This is a genomic window from Streptosporangium sp. NPDC050148, assembly GCF_055586505.1.
In genome coordinates, this window is record NZ_JBVJIA010000003.1 from 21,586 (window position 1) to 39,932 (window position 18,347).

Sequence of the window (18,347 nt, forward strand, 5' to 3'; positions counted from 1 at the left end):
CGTGGCACACCGGCGGAGGACGGGGCCGTCCGCCGTTCACGGCCCGCGCGCATCCCCCGGGTCCGGGCTCCCTACGGAAGGATCTCGATCGTCTCCGGCGTCTCCTCCGGGGAGCCGGGCTCGGGAAGCTCCTCGGCCTCGATGACCGCGTCCTCGGGCGGCGGCTGGACGGTCACCCTGGCGCCCCAGCCGGTGAAGCGCTGGTCGGAAGTGAGGCTCGGCCGGTCGCCGCCGTTCGCGTGCCGGGAGGTCGCGGAGGCCAGACGGGTGACCCTGCCCTCGGCGTCGAACCAGAGCGCCCAGGCGACCTTCTCGCCGCGTCCCGTCCATCCCTCGAAGGGCCGGCCCGGAATCGCGGAGGCGAGGATCGTGCCCCGGGCGGAACGGGGGCCCTTGGAGGAGGCGGTGGCGAGCAGCGCCCGCAGCGTGCCGGGGGTGAACAGGTCGATCGCGCCGTCGGCGGCGACGGGGCGGGGCTCCCGGAGACGTACCCAGTTCTTGTTCAGCGGCAGCCTGCCGATCAGCTCGCCCCCGGAGGCGTAGGTCGCGTCCTTGACCCGCACGAGCAGCGACGGGAAGAGGGTGTCCTCCTTCAGGCCCTCGGAGCTGATCGCCGAGTAGAACGTGGTGGTGTCGTCCGTCTCCACCACTCCCCCCTTGCGGAACCCCACGATCCGGTCGGTCCGGGTGGTGGCGAACCGCCTGCCGTCGGGCGACGTGCGGGTGACCAGGGAGACGGTGACGCCTCGGCCGGGCACGACCTGGGCACGGAGCGCCTTGACCGGATCGGCGACGACGGCGGCGGCACGGGCGGGCAGCGGCGCGAGCAGGACGAGGCCCGCGACGACGCCCGCGGTGATCCGTTTCATGTGGTTTCCTTCACCATCCGGAGGGGAAGGAGATTCTTCCAATCAAAGATCACGATGCCGTCTCGACGGCACGTCTCCGTGCCCGGCATCCGGTGCCGCCGGAGACGGACCCCGATCCCGCACCCGGCCCGGCCCCGGCGCCGCCGGAAGCGCCGTGATCATCTCACCGGCCCGGGACCCGGCCCGCGCCCAGAACGCGTCACTGGCTGGTGGTACGGGTGGGCCGCACGACCAGGACCACCCTGCGCCCGGCGTCGGCGACCGGCGCCTCGTACTCCAGCCCGTAGCGCCTGGCCAGCACGTCGAAGAAGGCACCCTCGGGGTCGGGGTCGATCCGCTCGACGATGCCGCGGACCTCCAGGTACCGGTACGGCTGCTCGGGATCGTTGACGGAGAGCGCCACCCGAGGGCGGGCGCTCGCGTTGCGGCCTTTCTGACGGTCCGTCGTGGTGGTGAGGCGCAGGAACTCGCCGTCCCAGACGGTCCACACCGGTGTCACCTGCGGGGTGCCGTCGGGCATCAGGGTCGCCAGGTGCGCGTACAGGGGGCGGGTCAGCAGGTCGAGGTGGCTCTCGGGAATCACGGTCATGGCGGCACGCTATCAAAGCTTTGATAGTCATAAGAAGCTTGCCACACGTGACGGCTTGTAAGCTCCGCTCATGGACATGCCCGCCCAGGAGCGGCTCGGCCTGCCGGTGAAACGCGCCGAACAGCGGCTCATGGCGGCCAAGCACGCGGCGGTGAGGACCGCGGGCCTGACCGTGCCGCAGTACGCCGCCCTGCTCGTGCTGGCCGACAACCCGGGCATCTCCGCGGCCGCCCTGGCCAGGGAGTGCCTCGTCACCCCGCAGGCGATGACCGTCGTGCTGAAGAACCTGCTGGGGGCCGGCCTGATCGAACGCGGCCCGCACCAGTGGCACCGCACGATGCTGGAGACCCATCTCACCGACGCGGGACGCGAGGCGCTGCGCACCGCGGACGCGGCGGCCGTGGTCATCGAGCGCAGGATCGCCGACGCCTTCACCCCAGAGGAACGCGACACCCTGCGGGATCTGCTCGCCCGCTTCACCGAGGCGATCTAGGCGTACCGGGTGGCGCTCACCGCGCCGGTGGCCTTCCCGTGCTTTCCCCACCTCATACTCGAATCCGAAAATATCCAAGCAAGGGTGGAGTTCAATGTAGGTCGAGTAGGTTGTGAGCCATGCTCGACGTCCTTGGAGAAGCCGGCGATTTACTGATCCTCGGGCTGCTGATCGCAGGAATATATGTCTTTGTCCGCGTCATTCGCCAGCTCCTCGCCCCCCGGTCCCAGCCCGAGGTGCACGAGGCGCCACCGCACCCGGACTGGAATTCACGTCCGCGTCCCGGCGACATCTGGTGGGCCGGTGTGCCGTTCGCGGACGGCTCGGGCGGGAAGGTCAGGCCGTGCCTGGTGATTCGCACCCATTCGAATGGCGTGGAGGTCCTGAAGATTACGAGCCAGGACAAATCCCATCGGATGAACTGTGTCAGCATCCCCACCGCCCACTGGGACCGGCGGGCGCGAAAGGACAGCTGGCTCGATCTCGACGCCCCGTACTTCATCGGCGACCATGACTTCCGGCGACGCGCCGGTGCCTGCGACGACCGGACCTGGTCGCTGGTGAGAAAACACCACCGGACGGGCTGGGTCCACTCCCCCGACCACTGACACCGCGTCCGCGAAGGGCCGACGGCCGGTGCTCCGCCCGTCGGCACCCCCGCACGGCCGGAGGAACGCGACGGGGGAACGCGACGGGGGACGACGTCTCACCTCGACGAGGCCCGCGGGGGCCGGGGGCCGGGGGCTCAGTCTCCGTCCAGGACGCGTTTCACCCATTCCAGCGAGCCCGTGGCGAGCGCCTCGTCCGCGAGCCGCCTGGCGGAGGCCGTCTTCAGCGCGGCGAGCGAGCTGTCGATCCACGGCTGGATGTTCCGGTACCCCTGCTCGCGGTACTCGACGGCCTGGATGAGGCATTCGAGCTTGTCGGCGTCGCGGGCGCAGACGGCCTCCAGGCTGGTCTTCTCCTCGTACTCCCCGACCGCGCCACTGACCATCTCCGCCACCACCGCCGGAACGCCGCGCACCTGGTCGGCGGTGACCTCCTCGTTCGGGGCCGCCTTCAGGTAGAGCCTGCCGAGGTGGTGGATGTCGGTGATGCGGCTCTCCTGCGTGTCGTGGAACAGGCTCATGAACGCCGCACGCTCGGGGTCTCCGCCTTCCAGCGCCGCGATCACACTCGCGATGATCGCCGTACGGAAGGAGTGGTCGGCGACGCTCTCGGGGTCCCGCACCCCCGCCACCAGCCAGCCCGTGCGCCTGTACCGCTTGAGCAGCCCCATCTCGTACAGCAGACCGGTCAGCCTCGACAACTCCTCCGCCATGGAGGCCCCCTCTCCCCTCGGTGGATCTGCGCAGAGCGTAGACGACCGCCGTCGTCCCGTCCGGCACCACCGATGACGAGCCCCCGTACCCCCGCCCGGACGCCCTATCCCCGCCTGGGCTCGATCACGGTCCCGCCGGACATCACCTGACGGGTCATCGGACGGTTCAGGAAGTCGTGCGGGAAACCCTGTTCGACGGCGCCGGCCCGGTCGAGGGCGGTCAGTTCGTCCTCGGTGAAGGTCACCTCCAGGGCGGCCAGGTTGTCCTCGAGTTGCGCGAGGGTCCTCGCGCCGACGATGGGAGCGGTGACCGCCGGGTCGAGCAGCGTCCAGGCGAGCGCGACCCGCGCCGGGGTGGTGCCCTTGCCGGCCGCGACCTCCTTCACCACGTCGGCGATGTCCAGCGCCCGCTCGGTCAGCGAGCCGTTGGCCGCGGCGACGTTCTTGCGCGTCCCCTCCGGATCGGCGGAGACGCCGTGGTCCAGGTCGGCCCGGGTGTACTTGCCGGTCAGCACACCGCTCGCCAGCGGCGACCAGGGGATCACGCCGAGCCCCATCTCCCGTGCCATCGGGATGAGCTCGCGCTCCACCGTCCGCTCGACCAGGCTGTACTCGATCTGCAGGGCGACCAGCGGTGACCAGCCGCGCAGGTCCGCGATCGCCTGCATCCGGGAGACCTGCCACGCGGGGGTGTCGGAGATGCCCAGGTAGAGCACCTTTCCGGCGCGGACCAGGTCGTCCATGGCCCGCAGGACCTCCTCGACCGGGGTCGTGAAGTCCCAGGCGTGCAGGTAGAGGAGGTCGATGTAGTCGGTGTTCAGCCGCCGCAGGCTCGACTCGACCGAGGCGACCATGCTCTTGCGGTGGTTGCCTCCCGAGTTCGGGTCCCCCGGGCGCGTGGCGGCCGTGTACTTCGTGGCGGCCACCACGCGTTCGCGGCGGCCGTGCATGAACTCGCCGAGCAGCTGCTCGGACGTCCCGTTGGTGTACTGGTTGGCGGTGTCGACGAAGTTCCCGCCCCGGTCCACGTACGCGTCGAAGATCCGGCGCGACTCGTCCTTGTCGGCGCCCCATCCCCAGTCCTGCCCGAAGGTCATGGCCCCGAGCGCCAGCGGTGAGACCCGCAGGCCGGAGCGGCCCAGCAGGCGGTAGCGGTCAAGCGAAACAGTTCCGGTCACAATGGTCTCCAGGCACGGTGCTGCGGCGTGACGATCTCGTTCGGGGCTCGCACCGCCGCCGTGAGCGAGCCGCCTGCTCATCGTGCGGCCGCCGGAGGAGGGGGACCAGCGAGGGCTTTTCCTGGGACTGACCGTCCCAGGCGGACCGTGGCTACGATCGAGGGGGTGAGCAGCGGAATGGACCTGGCCCACGAGCTGGCGGTGTTCCTGCGGACCCGCCGTGAGCGACTGACCCCCCACGACCTGGCGCGTTCCCCGCACGGGCGCCCGCGCCGTACCCCCGGCCTGCGCCGGGAGGAGGTCGCCGAGCTGGCCGGGGTCAGCGTCGACTACGTGGTACGCCTGGAGCAGGGACGGGGGCTGCGCCCCTCGGCCGAGGTGCTCGACGCCCTCGCGCGGGCGCTGCGGCTGAGCGACGACGAGCGGGCCTACCTGTTCGACCTGGCCCGGCAGCGACCGGTGAGCCGGCCGCCGTCCGCGACCGGCTGGGCGCCGAGCCCGCTGGCCCGGCTGGTCCACGACCTGTCGCCGCTGCCGTGCATGCTGGTCGACCACCGGTTCGACATCCTCGCCGCGAACCGCGAGATGACCAGGCTGATGCTGGACTTCGACCGCCTGCCGGCCGAGCAGCACAACACGCTCCGGCTGTGCATCCTCCGCCCGGAGTACCGCGACTTCTGGCGGGACCGGGAGCTGGTCGTCCGCGAGTGCATCGCCGACCTGCGCGCGGCGTGGGCCGCGCGTCCCGGCGAGGCGTTCCTGGACGAACTGATCACGGAACTGAGGTCGGGGAGCGAGGAGTTCGCGCGGCTGTGGGCGAGCCGCGACGTCAAGGTGAACGGCCGGGGCCGCAAGCGGTTGCTGCACCCCACGGCCGGCCCGCTCTCCGTCGACTACGAGGTGCTGAACCCGCTGGGGGACCCGGACCGGCGGCTCGTCATCTACCGTGCCGCCGACCCCGCCTCGCAGGCCGTACTGGACGCCCTCACCGACGGTGTCGCCGCTCCCGTACGCGATGGCGTCGCAGACGGGACGTCCAGGCGCTGATACGCGCGGGGCCGAGGCCCCGCGGCGCGACGGCCACCCGGGAGGGACCACCGGCGACATCGCTTCGCGGGGAACCCGGGACGGGTCCTTCGGGGCGTCCGCCCGGCCAGGGTGAGGACGTACCGGGCGAAGAGGGTTCTCTCGGCCGACAAAATGCCAGACAACTGTGCTATTTTTTGGCCATGCGGTCAGAAAATAAGGCGAGTGGCCAGGATCGTTCGTTCATCGAGACGGCACGCCGTGCCCAGATCGTCCGGTCCGCGATCGACGTGATCGCCGAGATCGGCTACGCGCAGGCGTCGCTGGCCCGGATCGCCGAGCACGCCGGCATCAGCAAGGGCGTCATCTCCTACCACTTCGACAGCAAGGACGAGCTGGTCCAGCAGATCGTCGACGACGCGATGACCGCCGGGGACGCCGCCGTCCGTCCCCTCGTCGAGGCGCAGACCACGGCCGCGGACATGCTCAGGGTCTACATCGAGGCGAGCGTGGAGTTCTACCGCACCCACCAGCGGCACATGCTGGCCCTGCTGGACATCTGGACGAACCTGCGCACCCAGGACGGCAGGCAGCGGCTCGGCGTACGCGACAACGAGAACGAGATGGGCGACGTCGAGCAGATCCTGCGGTTCGGCCAGGCCACCGGAGAGTTCGGCGAGTTCTCCACCCGGGTGATGGCCGTGACCGTCAAGCAGGCGGTCGACGGCGTGCTCCTGCTGATGGCCGCCTACGACGACCTCGACTTCGACACCTACGCCCGCGAGCTGGCCGGTCTGTTCGACCGCGCCACCCGCAAGGAGGACCGATGGAGGTGAACCTGCGGCCTCCCCGCCACCCCGTCGAGCCCCGGGCGATCCGCTGGTGGACGACGCAGGCACTGGCCTGGGTGCTCCCGCCGGTGCTCGTCCCGGCCCTGCTGGCCGCGCTGATCCCGCCCGCCCGGCCGTGGCTGCTGGCGGCGGCGCTGCTCGTCGCGGTCCCCGGCCTGGGGTACGCGCTCTGCATGCCGCGCCGGCGCTACCGGATCCACCGCTGGGAGGTCACCGACGAGGCGGTCTACGCCTCCTCCGGCTGGCTGTGGCACAGGTGGCGGGTGGCGCCGATGTCGCGCATCCAGACCGTCGACACCGTACGCGGCCCGCTGCAGCAGGTCTTCGGCCTGTCCGCGGTGAAGGTCACCACGGCCTCGGCCGCGGGATCGATCAGGATCCAGGGGCTGGACCGGCACCTGGCCGCCGACCTCGTCGAGCACCTCACCGCGAGAGCGCAGGCCGTGCCCGGGGACGCGACATGAGCGGCGGCGAGGACGCCTGGGAGCGGCTCGACGCGCGGACGGTCGCGGTCGGCCTGAGCTGGCTGGCCGGCCCCTCGATCCCCGCCACGGTGGCCGTCGTCACGCTGGGGGCCACGCCGCGGACCGTCATCCCGCTCGCCGTCCTGCTGCTCGTCCTCGCCGGGATCGCCTCCCTGGGGGTGCTGCGCCACGCCACCACGCGGTACAGGATCACCGGGGAGCGACTCGAGCACCGATCCGGGCTGGTGTTCCGCCGGGACCGCTCGATCCCGCGCGACCGCGTACGGACCGTCGACGTGACGGCGCAGCCGGTGCACCGCCTGTTCGGCGTGGCCGTCGTGCGCGTCGGCGTCGGCGAGCAGGAGGCGGACCTGCGCCTGGACGCGGTCTCCCGGGCCCGGGCCGAGCGGCTGCGCCTGCTGCTCGGCCCGGAGGGCGGGACGCCCGCGGACAGCGAGACGGTGACGGCGCGTCCCGCCTGGGTCGGTTACGCCCTGCTGAGCGGCTGGACACCGCTCATCGGCCTGGCGCCGTTCGGCGCGCTCTTCCGCGCGCTGGAGATCCTCGGCCTCCAACCCGCCGAGGTGGGTCTCCTGCGGGAGGCGTGGAGCACGGCGTCCCGGTTCTCCTGGCCGGTCGTGGCCGGGACGGCCCTCGCGGCCGTGCTCGCCATCGGGTTCGCGGGAGCGCTGCTGCTCCATGTGGAGGTGTGGTGGCGTTTCCGGCTGACGCGCGGGACCGACGGCACCTACCGGATCCGGCGGGGTCTGCTCGGCACCCGGTCGCTGTCGCTCCAGGACGGCCGGCTGCGCGGCGTACGGCTGGCCGAGCCGCTGCCGCTGCGCTGGGGAGGCGGCGCCCGCCTGAGCGCGCTGGTGGCCGGCGTCAACCCCGACGACAGCGAGGAGCGGACCTCCGCGGCGCTGCTGCCGCCCGCGCCCCGGCAGGCGGCGCTGCGGGTGGCCGCGCGGGTGCTCGGCGCCCCCGTGCTGGCGACCCGGCTGCGCCGTCACCCGCGGGCCGCGCTGCGCCTGCGCCTGTCACGCGCCGTCTGGGCGGTGGCGCTGCCGGCCGTGCCGCTGGCCTGGCTCGGGACGTGGGCGAGCCGGCTCCCGGACGGGTTGTGGCTGCTCGCCCCGGCCTGCCTGCCCGTCACGTTGCTGCTGGCGGCCGACGCCTACCGCGGCCTCGGCCACGGCATGTCCGGCGGCTACCTGCTGACCCGCCACGGCGCGATCGCCCGCAGGACGACGGCGCTGCGCACGGACGCGGTCATCGGCTGGACGGTCGGCAGATCTCCGGCACAACGCCGCCGGGGCCTGATGACCCTCACCGCGGCGACGTCCGCGGGCACCCACCGGATCAAGGACGTCGGCGTCGGACAGGGACTGACCTTCGCCGAGGAGGCGGTACCGGGTCTGCTGGCACCGTTCACGGTCCCCACCGCGCGACCGGCACGGGCCGCGTCCTCCTCGCCGTGACGGTTCTCGTCGTCGATACACCGGCCGCGCTGAGTGATCAAGGACTCGCGTCCTCGGAGCCGCCGCCACCGGGAAGACGCCCGAAGGGGTGACGGAACCGGCCGCCGTCCACGCGATGGCCCACGGACACCGCCGAGCCGGGCTCGTACCCACCGGGACGACGAGAGCCCGCGGGGCATTGACTTTGTCGCAAGGTATGACGCAACATGCTGATACAAACCTTGCGACAAAGGAGGTGCCATGATCCACGACCCGTCACCGGACGCCGGTTCGCCTGCGCGTACGGTCGATCTGCGATCGGCGAGCGCGTGGCTGGCCGGGCACGGCCTGGCCGACGCCCGCCCGACCCCGCTGCTGGCCGGCCGGCTGGCGGTCCGGGAACGCGCCCGCCTGGCCACCTACGTCATCCTGGCCGTGCTGATCATCGTGAGCGCCTTCGTCGCCACTTCCGCTTTCGGAGGCTTCCCGCCGGATCACCCGCTACCGCTGCTGGCCCTGACCGCGTCGGTGGCCGGGCTGCTGCTGGCACAGTGGTCGCTCGACCGGTGGGTGCGACGCGTCGACCGGCGGGCGGGCGCGACGCTGGCCCGCAGGGCCGCCCATTCGATCCAGCCCGGCTGGCGGACCGTGCTCGGCCGGCCGTACGCCGTTTTCACGGTCGCCACGTTCGCCGGCGCGATGGTGCTGGCCGCGAGCACCCTGACCGTTCCCGACCCCACCGTGCGGCGGCTGGCCGTCGTCGTGCTGATCGGGCTGCTCGGCGCGACGGCCATCACCGCCATGCAGCTGCGCCACCTGCTCAGGCGGCCGGTCGTGGCGGAGGACGAGGAGTCGCTGACCGCCGACGTCATCATGCGCGTCGAGGACGCCCGCGAGCTCACCACGCCGAGCGTGCAGTGGACGCTGCCGGTGGTGCTGTTCGGTACCGCGCCCGGCTGGTGGGGAGCCGCCGCGGTCGCCTACATGATCCTGAGCCTGGCCGCGTGCATCGCGCTCCATGCCAGGACGCCGTCGTGCGCGACGGTGGCCCGGCGGGTCATGAGCGTCCGATGATCGTCATCGATGCGGCCTCGCCGGTACCGCCGTTCGAGCAGCTGCGGGCCCAGCTCGCCCGGCAGATCCAGGACCGCACGCTGGCCGTGGGGTCCAGGCTGCCGACCATCCGCCACCTCGCGGCAGACCTCGGCCTGGCCGTCAACACGGTCGGCCGGGCCTACCGGGAGCTGGAGGAGGCGGGACTGATCGAGACACGCGGACGGGCGGGCTCGTTCGTGTCGGCCGCGGGCGAGGAGGGCCGGGAGCGGGCCCTCCGGGCCGCCGCCGACTACGCGGCCGTGATCGCCAGCGTCGGCATCGACACGGGTGAGGCGATCCGCATCGTGCAGGCGGCCCTGACGTCCGGCGCGGCGGCACCGGCCTCGCCATGACCGCGACCCGGCCGCGGGGTCACGGCGCCGGGCGCACGACGCCGGTGCTGCCGGTGCTGCCGGTGCTGCCGGACGTGAGAAGGCGGGATCGAGAAGGAGACGGTCACCCAGTCGCCGGTCCACCGCGGCGCATGTGCGCCGAAGCTCAGGAAGTGGTCCATCCGGGAGCGATGCCTGGCGATCGCCTGAGGCGTGAGGTGGTACACGGGCGGCCGCCCGGTTCCCCGCACGGCGATCAGGCCGCGCTTGGTCAACCGGGACAACGCGGCCCGCGCGCTGGACTCGCTGATGCCGAACTCCCCGAGCATCGCGACCACCGCCGTCGACGGGAGGTCGGCGTCCGAGGAGTCGAGGTACTCGCCGAGCAGGGTCGTCAGCAGGTGCTGCGGGTTGGGGTCTGCCTGCGCCCGCGGGAGTCCGACGTCGTCCGAAGACACATGGACACTCACGTCATCAGCTTGCCCCATGACGACGCCCTTGCCGAACGGCCGGCCGCCGGGCCCTCGAACGAGGCACGGCCCCTGACCGGAGTGCGTGTGGTCAGGGGCCGTGCGTCATCCGTACCTGCCGCCGCCCGGTGACGGACCCCGTGAGCGGCGGCGGCGCGTCCGGTCCCGGTGGCCCGGCGTCAGTAGACGACGTAGCAGTTGACGCCGTCCGACTCGCGGTAGCACTTCGCCGTCTCGATGCTGCTGATCTTGGTGTAGACGTTGGCGCCGATCCTGCGCCACGACCCGTGGAAGTTCAGCCAGTAGTCCTCGTACTGGAGCGTGAACGCGTCGGTGTCGGCCCAGATGTTCCAGCTGTAGGTGTGGCCGTTCATGCTCCGCGTGTCGCAGTTGCGTCCGGGATTCACCGGGCTCCAGACGTTGCCTCCGTTCCAGTTCCAGATGTTGCAGTTGCCCCCCTTGCCGACGTTGCCGGCGTTGATGTTCGCGGCGACGACGAGGTTTTGGATGCTGTTGTACCGGATGACGAGACCGCAGCACTCCACGGCCGCGGCGTCCGCCGCATCCGGGGTCCGCAGCGTGGTGCCGGCGTCCGGGACGGGCCGCAGCGGGGTCGCGTCCAGCGGCTTCGGCTGAAGATTGACAGGCCTGTCATCGGGGCCCGGTGTCCGCGGCGCCTGGACGCCGGGCACGTCGTCGGCGTTCGCCGCGATCGGAGGCTGGAAGGTGACGGCCGACACGGCCAACGCGAAGGAGACGGCGAGGTAGCGGACCAAGCGGTGCTTTCCCGGTGCCATGTGTGGTCCTTAATCGAGGGCTGGGGTACGACGATCACGTCGGGCGCCGACGCGCAATGCGTCCTACTCGCTCGCGAACCGCGTCGGCGCCCGTCCCCCGTGACGTGAGAAACAGTGACAGCCCCCACCACCACCGGCAACGCCCTGGCACGCTCCTGGGACACTGGGACGAAGGACCCCATCCCACCTGCATGAACCCAGAGAAATGGGATGTTCCACCGGCACGCCGTGGCCGTCATCCCTCCGGCATCCCACCCGCACGCGGCACGACGGACGTGCTCGCCCGCAGGCGCGGGCATCGACGCCCGCCGGCACGGCCGGAACCGGTACGAGGGCACGGACGGCGGCTGTTCCTAGGACCGGGATTCGATGAGGATCGGCTCCTCGGTGATCGTGATCACGTCTCCCGGCCGGACGGTCTCCGTGGTGCCGTCCAGCCGGCGCACCGCGCGGACGCGCGGGCCGGCCGTGGTCTCGGCCGTTCCGCCGATCGTCCAGCGGATCGAAGCCTCGTGGTGATCCCCGGGCTTGGCGACGGTGACCTCGCACTGCCAGACGTTCTCCGGCAGGTTGATGGCCGTCCCGTGGCCGCACGAACGGCTGCGGGCGTGGACCAGCCACCGCTGCAGTTGTTCCACCGCCAGCGCGGCGCCGGTGGGGCCCCCTCCCACCGCCTGCAGGACGATCGGGATCTTGGTGCCGCCCCAGTTGTAGAAGTACATGCGTTCGAGGTTGAGGTTGCGCGCGTACAGACCGGTGAGGAAGAAGCGCACGGCGTGGTTCCTGGCCCTGGTCTCGTCCAGCGGCCCCTGCAGCCGGATCGAGTAGGTGGTGCCGGTGTTCCACAGCCGGGGATGGATACCGGCCCGGTGGAACGCCCGGTCGACGGTGGTCACGAGCTCCAGCATGCTCTCCGGCGGGTCGGACGGGGTGCGCTGGTGAAGCTTGATCCCGGCGACGTCGCAGTGGCCGTACCCACCGAGCGCGGTGAACCGCTGAAACATCCGACGGCCTTCTGCGGTCCACAACTGCCCCATGCCGGGGCATACCAGGGTCGCTTCGGGGTCCGCCGCTCGAATGATCCGGCCGGCCCGGCGCGTCATCTCCACCAGGGTCTCCATGCTGCCCGCGTAGAATCGCCGGTCGTTGCCCAGCACCCACAGTTCGTAGGCCTGGATGCGTCCCGCGTAGCGCTTCGCCACGGCGCGCAGGAACGCGTCCCAGTCGTCCAGGTCGTCGGGCGGCGCCGCTCGCGTGCCGTCCGGATAGGGAGACAGAGGACCCGCGGGACTGGCCCACGCGGGAGTGCCTCCCACGACGAACAGCACGGGGAGCCCGGCCTTCTCCGCGCCGTCGACGTGCCGGTCGAGCACCGCCCAGTCGAACGTGCCCCGCTCAGGCTGGATCTCCGCCCAGCGTGTCCCGCTGTCCCACAGGCGCACCGCGCCGACCCGGAACGTCGGCATGGCCCCGGTCCCGGTGTTGATGGTGACGCCGAAGAGCGTGCGCGGCACCGACGTCTCGGGCAGGGTCCACGAGGGACCGCTCACCCATTGCGCCTGCCGGGGCGGCTGCCGCGCGGGCGACGAGCCCGCGGTCAGGACGAACACGCACAGGATCACCAGTCCCATGCCGAGGAACGTCCTGGGCCGCACATCGATGGGCCTTCGCCGCGAGGTCACACCGCTCGCCGGCGGCTCCGGAGTCTCCTGGGCCGCCTCCCTGTCCCGTGAGTCCGGAGTTTCCCCGTCCGCCCCCCGGCCTCGTGGGTCTCGTTCCGTGACCTGCCGGTCCGGGGCCGGCGCGTTCTCGGCGGCCCCGATCTCATCGGGATCCGCGGAAGGACGCGACGTCACGGACTCGGGTGCCTCCGCCGCCCTCTGTTCCAGAGAGGCGATCGCGCGCCTCCAGCGCCGGTACAGCTCGTCCAGCTCGGCCTTGCTCGCACCACACGCCTTGGCGATGCGCTCCACCGTCCCGTAGGTGTCCGGCACGATCTCGCCGCGGCAGTAACGGTGCACCGTGGATCGGCTCATGCCGGTACGGCGTGCCAGTGCCTCGTAGCTGCGGCCGCTGCGCTGCTTCAGTTCGGTAAGCAGTTCAGCCAGATCTTCGGCCGACGCCCCTCCCATCTCTCGTCCCCCTGATCCAAAATGGTGGAGCACCCTAGGCCGACGAAGAACCCGCCATCTCAGGTTCCTCCCGATCGGTAAGCGTCACATTCACGCCCTGTGCCGCGCGTGCCGAGTTGATCGACAGTGTGACGATACGTCACAGATCTTCCTGACAACAGGCTCGTCCAGCCGAGCGGGATGATCGTTCCACCGGAAGAGCGGAAGGTCGTACCGCGTCGCCGCCTCCGGTGCCGATGACGGTCTCGGGCGCGTTCCCCGATCCGGCCGGACGGAGTGGATACCTGCTTCCGTTACGCGATCCTCGATGGATGCATCAGGTGGGCTGGATGTCTTCGGCGGGCGGCCAGCCGATGGACAGCGCGGGCTGAGGCCGGTCGAGCCATCGCCTGTCGAGGCGCGCTCCGGTGTGGTGTTCCACCATGGCCATCACCCTGGTCTTGTACCTGTTCGGCGGCCTGTACCGGCCGATACCGCGGAGGATCGCCGCCTCTTCCCGTAAAGAACCGGGGTCGATGCCATGGAGTTCGTCAGGGTCGAAATCGAGCATCTGGGCCAACACCTTCCCATGGGCGGCGTACCTGAGCATGCGTCTGCCGGCGATGTTCCAGGACACGTGCCATACGCGGGCGTTCTCGCTGAGCCGCTCCAGGACGGGGGGATATCCGGCATGACTGAAACCGTCCACCTCGAAGATCATCATCGCCGCTCCTGACCGGCCGAAGGAGACGACACCGGAAAAGCCCGGTTCGAGTTCGCTGATTTCTGTACGGCTGTCGCCGGTCAGGCGTGTCGCGGTTTCCCGCACGGAAAGTCTCCCCGAGACAGGCAGGATGACGGTCCACGCCATCCCCTCCTCCAGCCACCCGGCCTCTTTGATCAGGCGCCTGTAGTGCGTCACCGCGTGCTGGAGATCCATGGGCTCATTGTCGGCCTGTTCACGCTCCGGATGTGATGAATCGAGTCGGCCCGCAGGACTCTGCCGGATAGGTGCCTTTCGCACGGCTTACCGTGGTCGGTGATGTTCTTGTCGCGTCCACGATCGTTTCCATGGCGGTGTCGGCACGTGGGCGATGCCGGCCACGACCGGTGACCGCCCACGCACGGCGGGTCGGCCCAGGCGGTACGCCCTTCACCAGTAGCGACACTTGTCGCCGAAAACGGCTCTGGCCCAAGATCGTCACCGGACACGCCGGGCGATCAAGGGCCAGGATCTGGCTGAATCCGCAGGTCTACGCCTCGCCCGAGGTCAGACCGACCGGGCACGAGACCCCGGTCCCTACGAACGTGTATCTATGTGACCTATGACACGAGCAGCGATCTACTGCCGGATCAGCCAGGACCGCGCGGGCGCCGGACTCGGCGTGGCCCGCCAAGAAGACGACTGCCGAGCGCTGGTCGAACGCCGGGAATGGCAGGTCATAGGCGTCTACTCCGACAACGACGTCAGCGCCTATTCGGGAAGCCCGCGCCCCGCCTGGCGGCGCCTGCTGGCCGACATCGAAGCGGGTGCGATCGACGCGATCGTGTGCTGGCACGTGGACAGACTCACACGCTCCCCACGCGAGTTGGAAGACGTCATCGACCTGGCCGACCGACACGGCATCGAACTGGCCACCGTCACCGGGGAGATCGACCTCGCCACCCCGACCGGACGGCTCATCGCACGCATGCTCGGCGCAGCCGCACGACATGAGGCCGAGCACAAGGCCGAACGGCAAAAGCGCCAGCGCCGCCAGAACGCCGAGGCCGGCAAGGTCTCCGGCGGCGGCATGCGCCCGTACGGCTACGCCGAGGACCGCATCACCATCATCGAGAACGAGGCCGAGGTGATCCGCGAGGCCACACGCCGCATCCTGGCCGGTGAATCACTGGCCAGCATCTGCCGGGACTTCGAGACCCGAGACATCCGCACCCCGAAAGGCCGCTACTGGCTGCCCACCACCTTACGCCGCCTGCTGGCCTCAGCACGGATCAGCGGACGCCGCGAGCACACCCCACGCGGCAGCTTCACCACCACCCGCCCGCTACTGGGTGAGATCGTCGCCGACGCCGTCTGGCCCGCGATCATCAACCCCGTCGACTCCGACCGGCTTCGCGCGCTGCTGAGCGACCCGGCCCGCGACTACCGCCGCCAGGCCGCCACCGGACGCACCTATCTCCTGTCCGGGCTCTTGCGCTGCGGCCGGTGCGGACATCGAATGAACGGCCGCCCCCGTTCAGGTGTCCCCCGGTATGTGTGCCCGAACGTCCCAGGCTCAGGAGCATGCGGCGGCGTCGCCACCAACGCCGCCCGCACCGACGAGCACATCCGCAACATGCTGCTGACCGCACTCGACTCCCCCGCCTTCTCCGAGCGCATCCACCAGGACGCAGGCGAGGACCACACCCTCGTCGAGGACATCCGCGCCGACGAGGAACTGCTCGAAGAACTCGCCCAAGCCTGGGCCGCCCGTGAGATCAGCCGCATGGAGTGGATGGCCGCCCGCGCCCCCATCGAGGTACGGCTGGACAAGAACCGCGCTCACCTGGCCGGCCTGTCTCGCACCTCACCACTGATCTCCTTCGTCGGCCCCCTGGAGGAGATGCTCACCCGCTGGAACGCCATGAACGTCTCCCAGCAACGCGCCATCGTCGCCGCGGTCATCCGTACGATCACCGTCACTCCCGCCGACCCTCGCAAGCGATGGGATCCCGACCGCTTCACCGTCGACTGGATCGCCTAAGCCACCGCAGAAAGCCGTACCGGCTCATCCTCAGCGACGAGCCGGAACACCGCCGCCACTCGCTCCAGCACCGCCACATCCTCGATCACCGGTGGAAGTCCCTGCGCCGCCCGAGACGCCGCCACTCGCGCACGCATCTCGTCATTCACGCGCCCGCACCGGTGAACAGCCCTCCACCGCGACCGCCCATCGCGCAGTGCCGTCTTTCCGGATCCTCCCCTCGCCGCATACGCCTGCCTCCTTCCGCTCTCCCTTCTGCCGCCAAGCGACATCAGGGTGCAACTGAAGAGACGGACGCGATCACCACCAGCAGGGACGACTTCAGGACGTCTCACACATGATCGCCATGCCCAATGACGTCCCCGTACAGAGAAATGAACAAAAGCGCAGGTCACCCAGTACGCCCTGGATCCGTCACCGCAGACGACCAAGATCGAACGTAACTTATCTGTTCGCCTTCAAGGCAGTCCGCCTGCAGCGGCCTGCACGCGTCGGGCGGTTGCTGGCCGCGCTGCGGCTCTTCGGCCGGTCGCGACCAGCACCGCCCACGCGCTTTAGATCACCATGCGGCAGAGTACGAGAGATCAAAAAGCTCTTTGCCGGTGTCATTGGGTAGCTGCCGTGACGATCGCCCACTTCGGCGATGGCCGTAGCCGGTTGGGCGATCGGCTGCCGCGGCCTTCGTTCCTCAGGCCTTGCCACCGGGCAAGCGAGGGCGGCTGACAGCAATATCCGCCACAGCCGCGCGTCAGACAGCATCGACACTCTCTATCCCGTTCCTGGTAGATCGGCAGGGAGATTGTCGAACCTGAAAAGCGCGAGGTCGGCAGGTCAATTCCGCCCGGATGACCTTCACCGAGAGCACGGACGGAAGCACTTCCTTCCCAACCGACACAAGGGCAACTCAAGTGAGATGGCGATGCTACGGGGGGAAGCTAAGCTCTGCGAGGAAGTCACCCTCACAGGCGACGGCAAACGCGCGGCGGCCGACACGACGGCCCGGCGGCGGCGCAGCCTCGAGTGCGTCAAGCAGAAGAAGGGGAAAGGGACAACACTGTTGACCGGCGATGTCATTGACGATCCACCGGGAGCAGGTAATCCACAGTAGTCCCGGACAAAGTCCGCGATGTGACGAAGTCGAGAAAAAGCCCCCTCGAACGACGTTATTTCCGTTTTAATCTCACCAGTACAAAGCAACTATCTCTGTATCCAAGATGCGTCGGGACTCAGGGATTGGAAGCACTTCACCAGCGGTTTTCTGCCTTGTGTCATTGCCATCAAAGCCAACATCTGATGCAGCAAGTGCGTCAACTCGAAATTGCGCGGCGACCACTGGGTCTATTTCGATAGCAGTGAACGTTTTCATGAGCCCACCAACTTCATCGAAGGCATTCTTTCGACTTGCAAAGTCCTGGCTGGTTTTCCCCTGGTCCTGGGCGAGTGCAACAAGGCGAGCTTTCTGATCCGGCTCCAGTGAGACCCCGCTATGCGCGACAAGAAGCATGCCATAAGTTATCAGAGCCTGCGCCATTCCGGCATCCGCAGGAGCTATTGACGACTCTGGTGACTGCGCCTTCGCGAAGGCAATATGACCGAACTCTGCTATTTGTGTTTCGAGTCCAGGCGTAAGATCTCTCAGCATATCAGCGAGCTTAACGGGAACCCAGTCGTCCTTGAGGCCGCGATAGTTCAATCGGCACATGATCCGAAAACGTGCTCCAGAAAAAAGCACTCGTCGAAGATCCTTCCAGTACAGACGTTGCTCCGTTACGCCAACTACAAATACATCTTTGATCTCGCCCTCCGCGTCGGGCAACTGTTCCAGTAGTCGCGCATGCACAAGATATTCGCGGCCGCCGAGTATTACCGACTTGTATTCGGTTAGCTTGCACTCGATTGGGACGAGCCCGACCATCAACCTCTCAAAAATGCGATTAACTGCCATTGCCTGTCCAAACTTATCTTGACCTGGCACTGGCAATATGCCGGAACTGTCTTCTATAATTTCGCCGAGCGCGGCGATGATAGACGTGACTTTGAACACATTGTGAACGCCTACCTCAACTTCAAGCTCTACCAGGTCGCCTCGCTTCAACTTCGCCGTGTCTATGACCCACTGGTCGAAGATTGCTTGCGTGAAAGAAAGATGTGAATTTTTCCACGACTCAAGCTTTGGAGGTGAAGCTTTAGGGCTAACGGGGTGAATCGCCAGTCGGCCTTCCTCGCAGTCGTGCAACTCTTTGAAGGCTGATTGGATGGTGGACTTCTTGAGAACCTGCGAACTCTTGGTCTGGGCACTTGACATTTTAGAGTTCAAATCGCCCTTTAGTACACCTGCTGTAGCACCTATGGCGGAGCCGATTTCGGCTGTACTAGTGACCGTTTGGTTCTCGGTATATTCAGAGGCAAGGGCACCTTGGCGAGAAGCTAGAAGACTGTAGACGCTTACCTCGTCCAAATACACAAACTCACGTAAAGGCGCTTTCGCTGCCTTCGCGTTCTTGATTCGCTTTCGACGCTTATATCTTGCAAGGACTCTTCTAA

At 68.9% G+C, this 18,347-nt stretch carries 18 protein-coding genes; 9 read left to right on the top strand and 9 right to left on the bottom strand.

Features of this window, described 5'->3' with window-relative positions; translation table 11 throughout:
- Positions 1-71: 71 nt before the first annotated feature.
- The gene (locus tag ACZ6RT_RS03635) at positions 72-869 is read right to left on the bottom strand and encodes a hypothetical protein (protein ID WP_470152140.1); all 798 of its coding nucleotides are present in this window, start codon (positions 867-869) and stop codon (positions 72-74) included.
- 199 nt (positions 870-1,068) lie between these two features.
- Positions 1,069-1,458, bottom strand: a complete 390-nt coding sequence (locus ACZ6RT_RS03640; RefSeq protein ID WP_470152141.1) for a PPOX class F420-dependent oxidoreductase — start codon at positions 1,456-1,458, stop codon at positions 1,069-1,071.
- A gap of 70 nt (positions 1,459-1,528) precedes the next feature.
- Between ACZ6RT_RS03640 and ACZ6RT_RS03645 the strand changes: the two genes are divergently transcribed.
- Both ACZ6RT_RS03645 and ACZ6RT_RS03650 read left to right on the top strand, forming a co-directional pair.
- Entirely contained in the window at positions 1,529-1,951 is a 423-nt protein-coding gene (locus ACZ6RT_RS03645) for a MarR family winged helix-turn-helix transcriptional regulator (protein ID WP_399185410.1), read from the top strand.
- Between the two features lie 119 nt (positions 1,952-2,070).
- Positions 2,071-2,559, top strand: a complete 489-nt coding sequence (locus ACZ6RT_RS03650) for a type II toxin-antitoxin system PemK/MazF family toxin (protein ID WP_470152142.1) — start codon at positions 2,071-2,073, stop codon at positions 2,557-2,559.
- Between the two features lie 137 nt (positions 2,560-2,696).
- On the opposite strand, the gene ACZ6RT_RS03655 is transcribed toward ACZ6RT_RS03650, so the two are convergent.
- Both ACZ6RT_RS03655 and ACZ6RT_RS03660 read right to left on the bottom strand, forming a co-directional pair.
- Entirely contained in the window at positions 2,697-3,272 is a 576-nt protein-coding gene (locus tag ACZ6RT_RS03655) for an HD family hydrolase (protein ID WP_399185407.1), read from the bottom strand.
- Between the two features lie 104 nt (positions 3,273-3,376).
- The gene (locus ACZ6RT_RS03660; RefSeq protein ID WP_470152143.1) at positions 3,377-4,450 is read right to left on the bottom strand and encodes an aldo/keto reductase; all 1,074 of its coding nucleotides are present in this window, start codon (positions 4,448-4,450) and stop codon (positions 3,377-3,379) included.
- A 165-nt stretch (positions 4,451-4,615) separates the two neighbouring features.
- Between ACZ6RT_RS03660 and ACZ6RT_RS03665 the strand changes: the two genes are divergently transcribed.
- The 6 genes from ACZ6RT_RS03665 (at position 4,616) to ACZ6RT_RS03690 (ending at position 9,699) form a co-directional block, all read left to right on the top strand.
- The gene (locus ACZ6RT_RS03665) at positions 4,616-5,497 is read left to right on the top strand and encodes a helix-turn-helix transcriptional regulator (protein ID WP_470152144.1); all 882 of its coding nucleotides are present in this window, start codon (positions 4,616-4,618) and stop codon (positions 5,495-5,497) included.
- A 182-nt stretch (positions 5,498-5,679) separates the two neighbouring features.
- Entirely contained in the window at positions 5,680-6,312 is a 633-nt protein-coding gene (locus ACZ6RT_RS03670) for a TetR/AcrR family transcriptional regulator (protein WP_399185404.1), read from the top strand.
- On the top strand, positions 6,303-6,791 hold the full coding sequence (locus ACZ6RT_RS03675) for a PH domain-containing protein (protein WP_399185403.1): 489 nt from the start codon (positions 6,303-6,305) through the stop codon (positions 6,789-6,791). The genes ACZ6RT_RS03670 and ACZ6RT_RS03675 overlap by 10 nt, the downstream gene beginning before the upstream one ends.
- The gene (locus ACZ6RT_RS03680) at positions 6,788-8,272 is read left to right on the top strand and encodes a PH domain-containing protein (RefSeq protein ID WP_470152145.1); all 1,485 of its coding nucleotides are present in this window, start codon (positions 6,788-6,790) and stop codon (positions 8,270-8,272) included. The genes ACZ6RT_RS03675 and ACZ6RT_RS03680 overlap by 4 nt, the downstream gene beginning before the upstream one ends.
- A gap of 240 nt (positions 8,273-8,512) precedes the next feature.
- Positions 8,513-9,325 (top strand): hypothetical protein, encoded by an 813-nt coding sequence (locus ACZ6RT_RS03685; RefSeq protein WP_470152146.1) that lies wholly within the window; start codon positions 8,513-8,515, stop codon positions 9,323-9,325.
- Positions 9,322-9,699, top strand: coding sequence for a GntR family transcriptional regulator (locus ACZ6RT_RS03690; RefSeq protein ID WP_399185399.1), 378 nt, complete (start codon positions 9,322-9,324; stop codon positions 9,697-9,699). The genes ACZ6RT_RS03685 and ACZ6RT_RS03690 overlap by 4 nt, the downstream gene beginning before the upstream one ends.
- Here the strand turns inward: ACZ6RT_RS03690 and ACZ6RT_RS03695 are convergent.
- The 4 genes from ACZ6RT_RS03695 to ACZ6RT_RS03710 form a co-directional block, all read right to left on the bottom strand.
- Positions 9,597-10,148: a hypothetical protein gene (locus tag ACZ6RT_RS03695; protein WP_470152147.1), complete on the bottom strand. Its 552-nt coding sequence runs from the start codon at positions 10,146-10,148 to the stop codon at positions 9,597-9,599. The genes ACZ6RT_RS03690 and ACZ6RT_RS03695 overlap by 103 nt on opposite strands.
- A 179-nt stretch (positions 10,149-10,327) precedes the next feature.
- Entirely contained in the window at positions 10,328-10,945 is a 618-nt protein-coding gene (locus ACZ6RT_RS03700) for a hypothetical protein (RefSeq protein WP_470152148.1), read from the bottom strand.
- A gap of 353 nt (positions 10,946-11,298) precedes the next feature.
- Positions 11,299-13,077: a helix-turn-helix domain-containing protein gene (locus ACZ6RT_RS03705; RefSeq protein WP_470152149.1), complete on the bottom strand. Its 1,779-nt coding sequence runs from the start codon at positions 13,075-13,077 to the stop codon at positions 11,299-11,301.
- Positions 13,078-13,393: 316 nt separating this feature from the next.
- Entirely contained in the window at positions 13,394-13,996 is a 603-nt protein-coding gene (locus tag ACZ6RT_RS03710; RefSeq protein WP_470152150.1) for a hypothetical protein, read from the bottom strand.
- Positions 13,997-14,381: 385 nt separating this feature from the next.
- On the opposite strand from ACZ6RT_RS03710, the gene ACZ6RT_RS03715 reads away from it, so the two are divergent.
- Positions 14,382-15,803 (top strand): recombinase family protein, encoded by a 1,422-nt coding sequence (locus tag ACZ6RT_RS03715; RefSeq protein ID WP_470152151.1) that lies wholly within the window; start codon positions 14,382-14,384, stop codon positions 15,801-15,803.
- A gap of 1,180 nt (positions 15,804-16,983) precedes the next feature.
- On the opposite strand, the gene ACZ6RT_RS03720 is transcribed toward ACZ6RT_RS03715, so the two are convergent.
- Positions 16,984-18,267, bottom strand: coding sequence for a DUF6414 family protein (locus ACZ6RT_RS03720; protein ID WP_470152152.1), 1,284 nt, complete (start codon positions 18,265-18,267; stop codon positions 16,984-16,986).
- Positions 18,268-18,347 lie beyond the last annotated feature (80 nt).